Annotated in this window: 15 protein-coding genes, 1 tRNA gene and 1 pseudogene; 4 read left to right on the top strand and 13 right to left on the bottom strand. The window is 64.4% G+C overall.

The window, feature by feature from the left end:
* Window positions 1–105: 105 nt before the first annotated feature.
* Window positions 106–942, top strand: a pseudogene (locus IEX32_RS20635) (ABC transporter transmembrane domain-containing protein); the annotation flags it as partial.
* 260 nt (window positions 943–1,202) lie between these two features.
* Here the strand turns inward: IEX32_RS20635 and arsB are convergent.
* From arsB to IEX32_RS06540, 4 genes are read right to left on the bottom strand one after another with little or no spacing between them, the layout of a single operon-like run.
* Complete coding sequence (gene arsB, locus IEX32_RS06555) at window positions 1,203–2,273, bottom strand: ACR3 family arsenite efflux transporter (protein WP_188769687.1); 1,071 nt, start codon at window positions 2,271–2,273, stop codon at window positions 1,203–1,205.
* Window positions 2,270–2,770: an arsenate reductase ArsC gene (locus IEX32_RS06550; RefSeq protein ID WP_188769685.1), complete on the bottom strand. Its 501-nt coding sequence runs from the start codon at window positions 2,768–2,770 to the stop codon at window positions 2,270–2,272. Before IEX32_RS06550 ends, arsB begins: the two co-directional genes overlap by 4 nt.
* Window positions 2,771–2,777: 7 nt before the next feature.
* On the bottom strand, window positions 2,778–3,248 hold the full coding sequence (locus IEX32_RS06545) for an ArsI/CadI family heavy metal resistance metalloenzyme (RefSeq protein WP_188769684.1): 471 nt from the start codon (window positions 3,246–3,248) through the stop codon (window positions 2,778–2,780).
* The gene (locus IEX32_RS06540) at window positions 3,248–3,598 is read right to left on the bottom strand and encodes an ArsR/SmtB family transcription factor (protein WP_188769682.1); all 351 of its coding nucleotides are present in this window, start codon (window positions 3,596–3,598) and stop codon (window positions 3,248–3,250) included. The genes IEX32_RS06545 and IEX32_RS06540 overlap by 1 nt, the downstream gene beginning before the upstream one ends.
* A gap of 25 nt (window positions 3,599–3,623) precedes the next feature.
* On the opposite strand from IEX32_RS06540, the gene IEX32_RS06535 reads away from it, so the two are divergent.
* The gene (locus IEX32_RS06535; RefSeq protein WP_188769680.1) at window positions 3,624–3,836 is read left to right on the top strand and encodes a hypothetical protein; all 213 of its coding nucleotides are present in this window, start codon (window positions 3,624–3,626) and stop codon (window positions 3,834–3,836) included.
* A 26-nt stretch (window positions 3,837–3,862) separates the two neighbouring features.
* Here the strand turns inward: IEX32_RS06535 and IEX32_RS06530 are convergent, their stop codons facing one another.
* From IEX32_RS06530 to IEX32_RS06520, 3 genes are all read right to left on the bottom strand, one after another.
* Window positions 3,863–4,246 (bottom strand): hypothetical protein, encoded by a 384-nt coding sequence (locus tag IEX32_RS06530; protein ID WP_188769678.1) that lies wholly within the window; start codon window positions 4,244–4,246, stop codon window positions 3,863–3,865.
* Window positions 4,243–4,746: a hypothetical protein gene (locus tag IEX32_RS06525; protein ID WP_188769676.1), complete on the bottom strand. Its 504-nt coding sequence runs from the start codon at window positions 4,744–4,746 to the stop codon at window positions 4,243–4,245. Before IEX32_RS06525 ends, IEX32_RS06530 begins: the two co-directional genes overlap by 4 nt.
* A 550-nt stretch (window positions 4,747–5,296) precedes the next feature.
* A tRNA-Val gene (locus IEX32_RS06520) sits at window positions 5,297–5,371 on the bottom strand.
* Window positions 5,372–5,464: 93 nt separating this feature from the next.
* Between IEX32_RS06520 and IEX32_RS06515 the strand changes: the two genes are divergently transcribed.
* A complete protein-coding gene (locus IEX32_RS06515) occupies window positions 5,465–5,755 on the top strand; it encodes a DUF3297 family protein (protein ID WP_188769669.1) in 291 nt (96 codons plus the stop codon).
* A 168-nt stretch (window positions 5,756–5,923) separates the two neighbouring features.
* Window positions 5,924–6,124 carry a hypothetical protein gene (locus IEX32_RS06510; RefSeq protein WP_188769667.1) on the top strand — a complete coding sequence of 67 codons (201 nt, stop codon included), beginning with the start codon at window positions 5,924–5,926 and terminating at the stop codon, window positions 6,122–6,124.
* Between the two features lie 5 nt (window positions 6,125–6,129).
* Here the strand turns inward: IEX32_RS06510 and IEX32_RS06505 are convergent, their stop codons facing one another.
* The 6 genes from IEX32_RS06505 to IEX32_RS06480 form a co-directional block, all read right to left on the bottom strand.
* Window positions 6,130–6,765 (bottom strand): trimeric intracellular cation channel family protein, encoded by a 636-nt coding sequence (locus tag IEX32_RS06505; RefSeq protein ID WP_229736194.1) that lies wholly within the window; start codon window positions 6,763–6,765, stop codon window positions 6,130–6,132.
* Window positions 6,766–6,887: 122 nt separating this feature from the next.
* A complete protein-coding gene (gene lpdA, locus IEX32_RS06500; RefSeq protein ID WP_188769665.1) occupies window positions 6,888–8,285 on the bottom strand; it encodes a dihydrolipoyl dehydrogenase in 1,398 nt (465 codons plus the stop codon).
* A 100-nt stretch (window positions 8,286–8,385) separates the two neighbouring features.
* Entirely contained in the window at window positions 8,386–9,618 is a 1,233-nt protein-coding gene (gene odhB, locus IEX32_RS06495; RefSeq protein ID WP_188769663.1) for a 2-oxoglutarate dehydrogenase complex dihydrolipoyllysine-residue succinyltransferase, read from the bottom strand.
* 8 nt (window positions 9,619–9,626) lie between these two features.
* Window positions 9,627–12,479, bottom strand: coding sequence for a 2-oxoglutarate dehydrogenase E1 component (locus tag IEX32_RS06490; protein ID WP_188769662.1), 2,853 nt, complete (start codon window positions 12,477–12,479; stop codon window positions 9,627–9,629).
* Window positions 12,480–12,665: 186 nt separating this feature from the next.
* Window positions 12,666–13,556, bottom strand: coding sequence for a succinate--CoA ligase subunit alpha (gene sucD / locus IEX32_RS06485; RefSeq protein WP_188769660.1), 891 nt, complete (start codon window positions 13,554–13,556; stop codon window positions 12,666–12,668).
* Between the two features lie 52 nt (window positions 13,557–13,608).
* Window positions 13,609–13,899, bottom strand: a complete 291-nt coding sequence (locus IEX32_RS06480) for a GIY-YIG nuclease family protein (RefSeq protein ID WP_188769658.1) — start codon at window positions 13,897–13,899, stop codon at window positions 13,609–13,611.
* Between the last annotated feature and the right edge of the window lie 53 nt (window positions 13,900–13,952).

Raw genomic sequence — 13,952 nt, 5'->3', positions numbered from 1 at the left:
GAGAACCGCGACTGCATCCGGTTTGGCTCCAGATCGGATCAGCTAGTGATCGCCATTCCGGTGCGGGCCGATATTGAGTTACCGTGTTTTCGCGGATGACTTTGAATGATATTCGCCGTCAGGCTGTCCACCGAGCTCAAGAAGGCCATCGCGCCATTGCGGCGTGTCCTGCTGCCGGTGCTGGCGATCAGCAGCGTCTATAACGTGCTGCTCCTCTCCGGCTCGTTCTTCATGCTGCTCGTCTATGACGACGTGATCCCCAGTCGCAGCGTTCCGTCGCTCGTCAGCCTGCTGGTGCTGGTGACCCTGGCCTACGGCTTCCAGGCTGTGCTCGATGTCGTGCGCGGCCGGGTCATGGTTCAGGTCGGATCGCTGTTCATGCGCGGCATCAGCGACCGGGTGCTCGACGTCCTCTCGCGCCACGAACTGGCGCGCGGGCCGATTCCGAACGGCACGCAGGTGGTGCGCGATGCCGATACGGTGCGCGGCTATCTCTCGGGGGCGGGGCCGCTTGCCATAGCCGATCTGCCGTGGGTGCTCGTCTATCTGCTCATCCTCACGGTGTTCCACTGGAGCATCGGCCTGCTGGCTCTGGCGGGCGTTCTCGTGCTGGTCGCCCTAATGCTGGTCAACAACCGCATGACCGAGCTGCTCGCCCTGGAGACGATGCGTTCGGGCGCGAAACGGCTGACCCTGGCCGAGGCGACCTTGCGCGATGCCGAAACGCTGAAAGCCCTTGGCATGGCGACCGCCCGGCGGCGCGAATGGCATGCGATCGAGGCGGAATACCTGCGCGCCAACGACCGCTATTCCTACATATCTAGCACGCTGACCGGCTCGACCAAGGCGTTCCGGATGCTGCTGCAATCGGCCACGCTGGCGCTCGGTGCCTTCCTCGTGATCAACGGGAACGCCAGCGGGGGGATCATCATCGCGGCGTCCATTCTTTCGGCCCGTGCGCTGGCGCCGGTCGAACAGATGATCGGCAACTGGAAAGGCATGATCTCAAGCCGCCAGGCCCTCGGCCGTCTGCGCGATCTGTTCGGCGCCGTGCCTTTCCGGGTTCCGCCCATGGGGCTGAAACGGCCGAAGCGGGAACTGGCGGTGCAAGGGCTGGCCGCCGCGCCGCCCGGCATCCGCAAGGTGGCGGTCATGGACGTCAGCTTCAGGCTGAAGGCCGGCAATGCGCTGGCAGCCTGGTATCAGTCGCCGGTGAAGCGATTGCGCGTCCTGTTCGCGATCGCGACAAGCGAGAGCATGACCGGAACCTCGACGAGGACACCGACCACGGTAGCCAAGGCCGCTCCGCTTCCCAGCCCGAACAGACCGATGGCCACCGCCACGGCGAGTTCGAAGAAGTTGGACGTACCGATGAGCGCGCAAGGAGCGGCTACCGCATGCGGAACCTTCCACGCCTTGGCCGCGCCATAGGCGATGAAGAATATTCCGTAGCTCTGGATGATGATCGGCGCCGCGATCAGCGCGATCAGCAGCGGGCGGCCAACGATGGTCTCGGCCTGGAAGCCGAACAGCAGCAGCACGGTCAGCAGCAGGCCGACGATGGAGAGCGGCTTCATCCGGCCGGTAAAATCAGACACCGCGTGTTCGTCGCCGCCATGGCTTGTCAGCAGGCGGCGGCGAACGAAGGCCCCCGCCGCCAGCGGTATGACGACGTAAAGCGCGACCGAGAGCAGCAGCGTCTCCCACGGCACGGCGATGTCCGTCACGCCCAAAAGCAGCGCCACTATGGGGGCGAAGGCGACGATCATGATCAGGTCGTTCGCCGCCACCTGCACCAGTGTGTATGCGGGATCGCCCCGGGTCAGCTGCGACCAGACAAAGACCATCGCCGTGCAGGGCGCGGCGCCGAGCAGGATCAGTCCGGCGATGTACTGCTGCGCATCGGCGGGCGCGATGATGTCCGCGAAGACGATCTCGAAGAACAACACGCCCAGAGCTGTCATCGTAAAGGGCTTGATCAGCCAGTTGACCACCAGCGTGATGACGAGGCCCTTGGGTTTGTCGCCGACGCGGCGCACGGCGCCGAAATCGACCGCCACCATCATCGGGAAAATCATCGCCCAGATCAGCCCGGCGACGACGAGATTGACCGAGGCGTATTCGATCGAGGCGATCGAGGCGAATATCCCCGGCGCAAGATTGCCGAGCGCAATGCCGGCGAGGATAGCCGCGCCAACCCAGACCGACAGCCACTTCTCGAAAAGGCCAAGGCCCGCCGCGCGGGCTTCGAAATCAGCGGTTGTCGCGGTCATTGCTCGTCCGCCTCGCGGCCGATGGCCTGCAACTTCTCGCGCAGCGCCAGTGCCTCCAGGCTCGCGATCGGAAGCGTGAGCAGCAGGTCGATCCGCCGCTTGAGCATGCGGAACGCGTCGAGGAAGGCTGCGGCCTTCTCTGCATCGCTTCCCTCCACGGCCGCCGGATCGGGAATGCCCCAATGCGCGCTGGTGGGGCGGCCCGGCCAGACGGGGCAGCTCTCCGCCGCCGCATTGTCGCACACGGTGAAGATCAGGTCGAACTCCGGCCCGTTGGCGAACGCGTTCCAGCTTTTCGAACGATAGCCCTCCGCCGGATAGCCCAGCGTTTTCAGCGTATGGATCGCCCAGGGATTGACGGTGCCGGCGGGATTGCTCCCCGCGCTGTAGGAGCGAAAGCGACCTTCGCCGTCCTGAGCGAGGATGGCCTCGGCCAGGATCGAGCGCGCGGAGTTGCCCGTGCACAAAAACAGCACGTTCAGCGGTCTATCGGACATGAAAGCCTCAGCAGCAGGAGGATTTTGCCGGTGCCACCTGCGGCGAGCAGCAGGCGCCGGATGCGGCATTGGCCGAGACGAGCCGATCGAGATCGGGGCTGCCGCCATAGGTCGTGCTATCGCCTTCGGTCAGGAAGGCTTCCCACACCACGCCGTCGGGATCGGCGATCCAGCTTTTCTCCGACCGCGCATAGCAGCAGGTGGTCGCCCCTTCTTCCAGCACCGGGCGGTCGGCAGCCGTGAGCCGGTCGTAGACTTCGGCCAGCTCGGCCCTGTCCGCGACCTGCATGCCCAGATGCTCGATCCCCTTGGCGGCGTCCTCGCGCATGGAGATGGCGAAGTTGATACGCGGATCGTCGAGCAGCCACTTGGCATAATCGGGCTTCACCACGGCGGGTTCGGCGTCGAACAGGCTGGAATAGAAGGCGATCGACTTGTCGATGTCGGTAACGCCGACATGCACATGGAACCGTTTCATCAGGCGCTCTTTCTTTCGGGATCGGAAGGACAGGCGGCAGCCTCGGCACCCGTGTCGGTACAGGGAACGCCGCCGCAGCAGTTTTCGGTGAGGTAGCCCATCAGGCCGTTCATCGCGGCATAGTCGGCCGAATAGATGATCGAGCGGCTCTCCCGCCGCTGGGTAACGAGCCCGGCATTGGCCAGTTGGGCAAGGTGGAAGCTCATCGAGGAAGGAGGCACGTCGAGCAGGTCCGCCAGCGAACCGGCAGCGATGCCATCCTCGCCTGCCTGTACCAGCAGCCGGAATGCGGCAAGTCGATGCTCCTGCGCCAGAGCAGACAGGGCGCGGATGACGCGGTTGGCTTCCATCACATGTTCCAATGATTCGATAAATATGGAAATATCGAACACAGGGGCCGAAGTCAAGGTGTTTTTCGTGCTTGGTAATCCGAGTCCCGCGCGGTCCGACGCGGCGATGGCCGGCATGGAGCCGGGCGTCGTCTGCGGCTGTCTGCTCTCCCCGGCCGTTCCGGCGATCAGCGTTCACGGCTCGACCCAAGAAGTGTACCGCCCCGCCGCCCGTATGCAAACGCTGCAGGGGGCGTGACGTCAGTTCCTACGCAATCTAATCGCCTACTTGTCCTTGGGTGCCTCGATAGCGGGTGGCGGCGAAGGTATCTTGAGCGCCCCTTGGAGGTAGGCCGCTGCCAAGGTGCCGATCACAACCGCCACGATACCGATCCCCCATGAGGCGACCCTCGGCCAAGCCTTCCCGAACCAGCCCTTCTTCTTTTCGCGCAAGTAGATCGCCGCGTAGGGCACATACCGCGAGTGCAGCCAGTTGACCCCGAAGATCAGGGCCAGAACCACGCCCATCAGGATCGCGCGGTCCTTCAAGTTACCCAGGCTGGGGAGGAACACGATAGCTGCCAGCAGCATCACTTGATTGATGCCGATGCCCCATCGCTTGAAATTCGTGATGTAAGTGCGCTCGTACCGTTTCAGGTCGCGCTTCAACGTCTCAAGCTGGCCGAGTACCCACGCCTCGTTCGCCCTTGGGTCATGGCCGTATTCACCTGCGGGCCAAATTCGATTGAGATCACCTGATTCGCGCCGCTCCCATCGGGCTTTTGCGCGAATATCTTGATGATCTCGGCGCGGTCGACGGTGAATTGCAGCTGCTTGAAGTCCTCAAGGTAGCGAGCCTGCTCAGTGCCTGCGACCTCGGTAACAATGACGCTAGGAAACTCGCGCCTGATGTTCTCAGCGATTTCCGTGATCTGTTCCTTATCAATTTCAATAGCGCCGAAATTGAAGCGGGCCGTGTGGAATTGCTCGGCTCGTTGCACATCGTCGGTCTGCTCACCGGCTGCATGGGGAAAGAGCACGAAGGTCCCGGCCGAACCGATTGTGGTCTGCCAATCGCCGTTGATTTCGCCCTTGGCGTTCATGGTGCCGGTGACGGAGAGCTGTCCAAACTCGACGCCCTCGATTTGTGCCTGCGGTTGGCCGGTCAACGTCAGGGGGGGGCGTCGAACGTGCCTTGCACCGCGTACACGGCAATGCCAACGCTCGGCTCATTTATCCGAAGTGTGCCGGTCAGCGCAGCATCTTCACCTTCTAGGGTGACGAATACGTTGCCAACATTCGTGCCCCAAACGCGGCCAGCCCATCTCTTCGTAAGTGCCATAAAGCCCCCTTGCCATAGTCACTACGCGACTTGCGGAATGAAGAACAAGTGAGGAACGCTGAATATGCACCCAAGTTTGGAGTTTCTCCACATAGCAATTCCTCTGCGCCCGGCAAACGCGCCCGAATGGAGGGCCCAAATGTCACACGAGGAATTTCAACATCACTATGAACCCTAGCGCCTTCTACGCGCCCGAGGGGGCGAGCCGCCAGAGCCGGACTGGGACCAGTTCATCGCCATGCTGAGGGCCGTGACCGCCGCGTCGGAAAGGCCGCCTGGGCAAATAGGCGGTCCTATTGTGCAGATTTTTGGGGTTAAGAGCGATGAAATCAGCTCCCCCGAGCGGTGCCATCTCCCCAGCCAAGTGCCAGAAAAGATGGTGGGCGCGACAGGGATTGAACCTGTGACCCCACCCGTGTGAAGGGTGTGCTCTACCGCTGAGCTACGCGCCCGCTTCCAGTGCGGAAGCGCGCCCCTAAACAAATCGGATCGAATTGACAAGGTTCGAAATTGACAGGCGCCCATCGCGGACTAAAGCGCGGCTCATGACCGAAGAGATCTCGTCCGGCCCCGACGTCCCGCCCGATCGCATGGCGATCAACCCGAAGAGCCCGCACTTCGACGGCGAAAAGCTGCGCCGCGGCGTCGGCATCCGCTTCAAGGGCACGGTGCGCACCAATGTCGAGGAATACTGCATTTCCGAAGGCTGGGTGCGCGTGCAGGCGGGCAAGACCATGGACCGCCGCGGCAATCCGCTGACGATCAAGCTCTCCGGTCCGGTCGAGGCCTGGTACGAGGATCTTGGCGAGGACCCGCCGGTCGCCGGGCGCGACTGAGGCTTTTTTGCGCGTTGCCTGCCGCTTGCGGCGGATCGGGGATGGGTGACGCGGCGTTCCGGCGCTGTGCAGCCCCCGCTTGCCGCACGCAGCGGGAACCGGGCGGCGATTTTTGGCTAATGGTGCGGAAGGATATGAAGACCGCGAGCGGCACTCGCAGGAGGAGACATGCCTCTGTACACGTTGAAGTTTCTGGATGACGGCGTGGGGGTGGAAAAGAGGATCGAGTTCGACGCTGCGGATGCCGGCCACGCGCTCGACGTGGCGAGGTGCGAAGCGCCCAACCGCAATGCGGAACTATGGGAAGGCGCGAAGCGGCTTTGTACAATCCGCCGCGCGGAAGCCGCCTTCTGGCGGATCGGCCCCTGAAGTTCCTAGTCCCCGCGTGTGCCCGGATGGGTGGGCAGGCCGATCGACCAGCGGATCGCCGCGCCGCGCAGGGAAAATCCGGCGAAGACGGCAAGCGCCCACGTCAGTGCCGGTGCGAGGCCGAGCACCATCCCCAGCGCACCCAATGCCGCCGACAGCGCCGCCGCCGTGACGTAGAGTTCCGGACGCATCAGGATCGAGGGCTGCCCGGCCAGCACATCGCGAATGACGCCGCCGATACAGCCGGTCACCACACCCATCAGCACCGCGGGGACCACCGGCACGCCCCAGGCAAGCGCCTTCATCGTGCCAAGCACCGCAAACACCGCGAGTCCCAGCGCGTCGGCCCATTCCAGCAGTTGTCCCTCCCACCAGCGCACGGGCGTGAACCAGGCGAGAAGCGCCACCGCGAGGCATAGAGGCGCCACCAGCGGATCGTGAACCCAGAACACCGGCGCCCCGATCAGGAGATCGCGCAAGGTTCCGCCGCCGACACCGGTCACGAGCGCGAAAAAGGCAACCGTCACCACCGTCTGCCGCAAGCGCGCCGCCGCGAGCGCTCCGGAAAGCGCGAACACGGCGATGCCCAGCAAATCCAGCATCGGCGGCAGGATCGGGATGGCAGGGCCGGTCAGCGGCATGTCGATGCTGCGGGCCGGGATGGCACGCGGGAGCCGCGCGCAGGATCAACGGGCCTCGCATCGAGACGATACCGCTCGCCCTGGGCCGTTAGCAAGGCGTTGGGCGTCCCGGCCATCTCGCCTCAGATGTGGATCGGCTTGCCGGTCACCGCCATAGCTGCTTCCTTGATCGCCTCGGAGTGCGTCGGATGGGCGTGGCAGGTGTAGGCGATGTCCTCGCTGGTCGCGCCGAATTCCATGGCCTGCGCGGCCTGGGCGATCATCGTGCCGGCGACCGAGGCGATGCACCACACGCCGAGCACGCGATCGGTCTCGGCGTCGGCGATAACCTTCACGAAGCCGTCGGGCTCGTGGTTGGTCTTGGCGCGCGAGTTGGCGAGCATCGGGAACTTGCCGACCTTGACCGCGCCGCGTTCCTTGGCCGCTTCCTCGGTCAGGCCCACGCCGGCGATCTCGGGCTGGGTGTAGACGACGCCGGGAATCACGTCATGGTTCACGATGCCGGTGAGGCCGGCGATGTTCTCGGCCACGGCAATGCCTTCGTCCTCGGCCTTGTGCGCGAGCATCGGGCCGGGGATGACGTCGCCGATGGCCCAGACGCCATCGACCTTGGTGGCAAAGTCGTGGTCGGTTTCGATCTGGCTGCGCTGGTTCACTTCCAGCCCGATCTCGTCGAGGCCGAGGCCCTCGGTATTGGGCTTGCGGCCGATGGAAACCAGCACGACGTCGGCGTCCAGCTTCTCGGCATCGCCGCCGGCGGCGGGCTCGAGCGTGAGGGTGGCCTTCTTGCCCTTGACGGTCACGCCGGTGACCTTGGTCGAGAGCTTGAGCGTCATGCCCTGCTTCTTGAAGATCTTGGCCGCTTCCTTGCGCACGTCCATGTCCATGCCGGGCAGGAGCTGGTCGAGGAATTCGACGACGATGACTTCCGCGCCGAGTCGCCGCCAGACCGACCCGAGTTCCAGCCCGATCACGCCGCCGCCGATGACCACCATTTTCTTCGGCACCGAAGCCAGTTCCAGAGCGCCGGTCGAATCCACGACCACGCCCTTGGAGTTGTCGATCTCGACGCCGGGCAGGGGGGTGACGGAGGAGCCGGTGGCGATTACCACGTTCTTGGCAGTCACGGTCTTGCCCGCGACTTCAACGCTGTGCGCGTCCTTGAACTGGGCATAGCCCTTGAGCCAGTCGACCTTGTTCTTCTTGAACAGGAACTCGATGCCTCCGGTCAGGCCCTTGACCGAATCCTTGCGCTGGCCGTGCATGGCCTCCAGGTCGAGTTCGGGCTTAACCTTGATGCCCATCTTCGCCATAGTGCCACTCGCTGCCGCGTCGAAATATTCCGAGGCGTGGAGCATCGCTTTCGAAGGAATGCAGCCGACGTTGAGGCAAGTACCGCCCAGCGTCTCGCGCCCTTCCGCGCAGGCGGTCTTCAGCCCGAGCTGCGCCGCGCGGATTGCGGCGACATAGCCGCCGGGGCCGGCACCGATGACAAGGACGTCGTAGTCGTATTCAGCCATTCTTCTTCTCCGTCATCCCGGACCTGATCCGGGACCGCTGGCGCTCGTTCGGCGGGGGAAGCACTGCCACCGGTCCCGGGTCGAGCCCGGGACGACGTGCTTACAGCTCAATCAGCAATCGCGTCGGATCCTCGATCGCTTCCTTGATGATCTTGAGCGCGGTCACCGCCTCGCGGCCGTCGATCAGGCGGTGGTCGTAGGACAGGGCGATGTACATCATCGGGCGGATGACGATCTCGCCGTTCCGGACTACCGGGCGCTCGTCGATGCGGTGGAGACCCAGCACCGCCGACTGCGGCGGGTTGATGATCGGCGTCGACATCAGCGAGCCGAACACGCCGCCGTTGGAGATGGTGAAGGTGCCGCCCTTCATGTCCTCCATGGTGAGCGTGCCGTCCTTGGCCTTCTTGCCGTAGTCGGCGATGGACTGCTCGATCTGCGCGAAGGAGAGCTTGTCGCAGTCGCGAACGACGGGGACGACAAGGCCGTTGGGCGCCGAGACCGCGACCGAGATATCGACGTAGTCGTGATAGACGATCTCGTCGCCCTCGATATAGGCGTTGGCGGCCGGCACGTCTTTCAGCGCCAGGACCGAGGCCTTGGCGAAGAAGCTCATGAAGCCGAGGCGGATGCCGTGCTTCTTCTCGAACACGTCCTTGTACTTGTTGCGCGCCTCGATCACCGCCGTCATGTCGACGTCGTTGAACGTGGTGAGCAGCGCGGCATTGTCCTGCGCGCTCTTGAGGCGTTTGGCGATCGTCTGGCGCAGGCGCGTCATCTTGACGCGCTCTTCCCTGCGTGCCGGGCCTTCCGCACGCTCGGGACGGGCGGGAGTGGAAGCCGTCGGCGCCGGACTGGCGGACTTGGCCTTGGCGGCGGCGACGACGTCGTCCTTGGTGATGCGTCCGTCCTTGCCGGTGCCCTTGATGGTGGCAGGATCGATCCCGTATTCCAGAACCGCGCGCCGCACGGCGGGGGAGAGCACCGAGGCACCCGAAGGCGCTTCTTCGGCAGCGGCAGCGGGGGGCGGGGTCTCGGCCTTGGGTGCGGCTTCATTTTTTGGCGCCGGGGCGGCTCCCTTGCCTGACGAGCCGGTCCCTTCCTCGATAGTGGCGATCAGCGCGCCGACCGTGACGGTATCGCCCTCGGCTGCAAGCTGCTGGCCCATGACGCCGTCATGCGGAGCCATCACGTCGATGGCGACCTTGTCGGTTTCCAGGCTGGCGATCGGCTCGTCTGCGGAAACGGCTTCACCGGGCTGCTTGAGCCACTGGCCGATGGTGGCCTCGGCCACGGATTCGCCGAGCGTGGGGACCTTGACTTCGGTGGACATGGATTATCTCAAGCCTTCTGCTTGCGTCGGAGTTCGTCACGGACGGAAAGGTGGAGCGCGTCGGCAACCAGCGCGGCCTGCTCGGCGACGTGGCGCTTGGCGAGGCCAGTGGCGGGCGAGGCGGCGGAGTGGCGGCCGGCATAGCGCGGACGGCAGGCGGTCAGGCCTGCATCCCTGGCCGCTTCCTCGATCAGCGATTCGACGAAGAACCAGGCGCCGTTGTTCCGCGGCTCTTCCTGGCACCAGACGATCTCCTCCAGGTTCTTCATGCGCGAGAGGCGCAGGGCCAGCGGCTCGCCCGGGAAAGGGTAGAGCTGTTCGAGGCGGATGATCTGCGTATCGTCGATCTCGTTTTCGTCGCGCGCCTCGAACAGGTCGTAGGCGACCTTGCCCGAGCACAGGATGACCTTCTTCGTGTCCTCGTCGCTTGGCGTCTTGGGGTCCGAGAGAATGCGGAAGAAGTGCCCCTCGCCGATGAAGTCATCCGCCTGCGACTTCGCCATCGGGTGACGGAGCAGCGACTTGGGCGTCATGATGATCAGCGGCTTGCGGAACGGGCGGTGCATCTGCCGGCGCAGCACGTGGAAGTAGTTGGCCGGAGTGGTGATGTTGCAGACCTGCAGGTTGTCCTGCGCGCAGAGCTGCAGGAAGCGCTCCAGGCGCGCCGAGGAGTGCTCGGGGCCCTGGCCCTCATAACCGTGCGGCAGCAGCATGACGAGCCCGTTGGCGCGCAGCCACTTGGCTTCGGATGCGGCGATGTACTGGTCGATGATGATCTGGGCGCCATTGGCGAAGTCGCCGAACTGCGCTTCCCAGAGCACCAGCGTCTTCGGATCGGCGCTGGCGTAGCCGAACTCGAAGCCGAGCACGCCGTATTCCGACAGGGTCGAGTTCAGCACTTCGAAGTTGCCGTGCGGCAGCGTCGAAAGCGGCGTGTACTTGCGCTCGTCCTTCTGGTCGACCCAGACGGCGTGACGCTGGCTGAAGGTGCCGCGCTCGCAATCCTGGCCGGAGACGCGCACGCCGTATCCTTCCGAGACCAGGCTGCCGAAAGCGAGCGCTTCGGCCGTGGCCCAGTCGAAGCCTTCGCCGGCCTTGAACATCTCTTCCTTCGCCTGGATCACGCGGGCGAGGGTCTTGTGGATGTTCAGGTCTTCGGGAACGGTCGTCAGCGTGCGGCCGAGGCTGTCGAACAGCTTGGCCTCGATTCCCGTGTGGACGTTGCGGCGCGCGGTTTCGGGGTCCACCGGCTTGTTGAACCCGCTCCAGCGCCCGCCGAACCAGTCCGCGTGGTTGGACTTGTAGGTCCTGGCAGCCTCGAACTGCTCCTCGAGATGCGCGTTGAAGGATTTCTCTGTCTCGGACAGGAACGCGTCGTCAATCACACCTTCCGACTTGAGGCGCTCGGCGTAGATCTCGCTGACCGGCGGATGCTTGCGGATCTGCGCATACATCAGCGGCTGGGTGAAGCTCGGCTCGTCGCCCTCGTTGTGGCCGAAGCGGCGATAGCACCACATGTCGATCACGATGTCGCGGCCGAAGGTCTGGCGATAGTCGATCGCCAGCTTGCAGGCGAACGTCACGGCCGCCGGATCGTCGCCGTTGACGTGCAGGATCGGCGCCTGGACGCCCTTGGCGACGTCCGTGGGGTAGGGCGAGTTGCGCGCGAAGTTCGGCGAGGTGGTGAAGCCGATCTGGTTGTTGATGACGAAGTGGACGCAGCCGCCCGTGTCGTAGCCGGCAACGCCCGAAAGGCCGAAGCATTCCCAGACCACGCCCTGGCCGGCGAAAGCGGCGTCGCCGTGGATCAGCACCGGCAGGACCTGCTTGTGCTTCGCGCCGGGGCCGATATCGTCACCGATGTCGTCGTGGAACACCTGGTAGGCGCGCACCTTGCCGAGCACCACGGGGTCCACCGTCTCTAGGTGCGAAGGGTTGGGCATCAGGCTCATGTGGACCTTGACGCCGTCGAATTCGCGGTCGGTGGACGTGCCGAGGTGGTACTTCACGTCGCCCGATCCGCCAACGTCCTCGGGATTGGCGGTGCCTCCCGAGAATTCGTGGAAGATAACCTTGTAGGGCTTGGCCATGACGTTGGCGAGGACGTTGAGGCGGCCGCGATGGGCCATGCCGAAGACGATCTCCTTCACGCCGAGCTGGCCGCCATACTTGATGACGCTCTCGAGCGCGGGGATCATCGATTCCCCGCCGTCGAGGCCGAAGCGCTTGGTGCCGACGTACTTCTTGCCGAGGAATTTCTCGTACTGCTCGCCGCGCACGACGGCCTGGAGGATCGCTTTCTTGCCCTCGGGCGTGAACTCGATTTCCTTGTCGGCGCCTTCCATGCGTTCCTGCAGGAAGCGGCGTTCCTCGACATCGGAGATGTGCATGTACTCGAGGCCGACCTTGCCGCAGTAGTTGGCGCGCAGGATCTGAACCAGCTCGCGCACGGTCGTCCATTCGAGGCCGAGGTTGCCGCCGACAAAGACCGGACGGTCCAGCGCGTCGCCGGTGAAACCGTGGTATTCGGGCGTGAGGTCCTGCGGCAGCTTGCGCTGCGAAAGACCGAGCGGGTCGAGGTCCGCCGCAAGGTGCCCGCGCACGCGATAGGTGCGGATCAGCATCATGGCGCGGATGGCATCGGCGGCGGCCTGGTCGATGCTCGACTGGTCGACTTTCGCGGCGCCCCGGGCGGCGGCCTTTTCGATCTTCGCGCGAAGCGTGGTGGGATCGAGGCCCTGGGTCAGGTCGTCTTCGAACTCGGCGCCGACACGCGGCCAGTTGCTGCGCTGCCAGCTCGGCCCCGGCTGGGGCCCGTCCATGCCAAGGTCAGACGTGAAATCGAAACTCTCGTCGCCCATGGGAATCACCTTTCCTCGCCGGATGCACATTGCCCGGCGCTACCGGGTATTCAGATGCGGCCTTGAAGGTTTCCCGGGGAGGGCGCCTTGCCGGCCAGAGTACGCAGCGTGTCCGCTTTATGGTTTATATTCCGCGGCCTGCATTCTCCGGGTTTTACCGGATGGTGCAGGCCGGGAAAGAGTAAGTCAGGCGTATTCCTTGAGAACGTCGACAAGGGTCTCGCCCAGCAGCGAGGGCGAGGGGCTGACGCGGATGCCGGCCTCTTCCATCGCCGCGATCTTGTCTTCCGCGCCGCCCTGGCCGCCCGAGACGATCGCGCCGGCGTGGCCCATGCGGCGGCCCGGAGGAGCGGTGAGACCGGCGATGAAGCCGACCATCGGCTTCTTGCGGCCGCGCTTGGCCTCGTCCTTGAGGAACTGCGCCGCTTCTTCCTCGGCGCTGCCGCCGATTTCGCCGATCATGATGATCGACCTGGTCTCGTCATCGGCCAGGAACAGTTCGAGCATGTCGATGAAGTTCGTGCCGTTGACCGGGTCGCCGCCGATGCCGACCGCGGTGGTCTGTCCGAGGCCCGCATTGGTGGTCTGGAACACGGCTTCATACGTAAGCGTACCAGAGCGCGACACAACACCCACAGAACCCTTCGAGAAGATGTTGCCGGGCATGATGCCGATCTTGCACTCGTTCGGCGTCAGCACGCCCGGGCAGTTCGGGCCGATCAGGCGCGACTTCGAGCCGGTCAGCGCGCGCTTCACCGGAACCATGTCGAGTACCGGGATACCCTCGGTGATGCAGATGATGAGTTCGATCTCGGCGTCGATCGCCTCGAGGATCGCATCGGCCGCACCCGCAGGCGGCACATAGACGCACGAGGCAGTCGCGCCGGTCGCGGCCTTGGCTTCGGCGACGGTGTTGAACTGCGGCAGGCCGAGGTGCTCGGTGCCGCCCTTGCCCGGGGTCACGCCCGCGACCATCTGCGTGCCGTAGTCAAGCGCGGCCTGCGTGTGGAAGCTGCCGGTCGAGCCGGTCATGCCCTGGGTGATGACCTTGGTGTTCTTGTTTACGAGGATGCTCATACTTCCATCCGTTCCCTTAATCGTCACCCCGGCGAAGGCCATGGGGGGCAGCTCAACATATCGACTCGAACAAGTCGTCCCAGTCGGGGTTCATTTCCTCGATGACGCGCAGTTTCCATGCGCGCCGCCATTCTTTCATTTGCTTCTCACGGCGGATGGCATCTTCAACGCGATCAAATACGGCAAACCAGACGAGCGCCTTGCATCCATATTTCTTCGTGAAACCGTCGAAAGTGCCTTCCTTGTGCTGCCACACCCGGCTGCGCAGGTCACTGGTGACGCCGATATAGAGCGTTCCGTTGCGACGGCTGGCCATGATGTAAACGTAGCCGTGCTTCTCCATTACCTTCCCTGATCGTCACCCCGGCGAAGGCCGGGGCCCAGTCCAACAAATAA

Source organism: Novosphingobium endophyticum (assembly GCF_014640675.1).
GTDB classification, from domain to species: Bacteria; Pseudomonadota; Alphaproteobacteria; order Sphingomonadales; family Sphingomonadaceae; genus Novosphingobium; species Novosphingobium endophyticum.
This window is presented reverse-complemented; position numbering and strand designations above follow the sequence as displayed.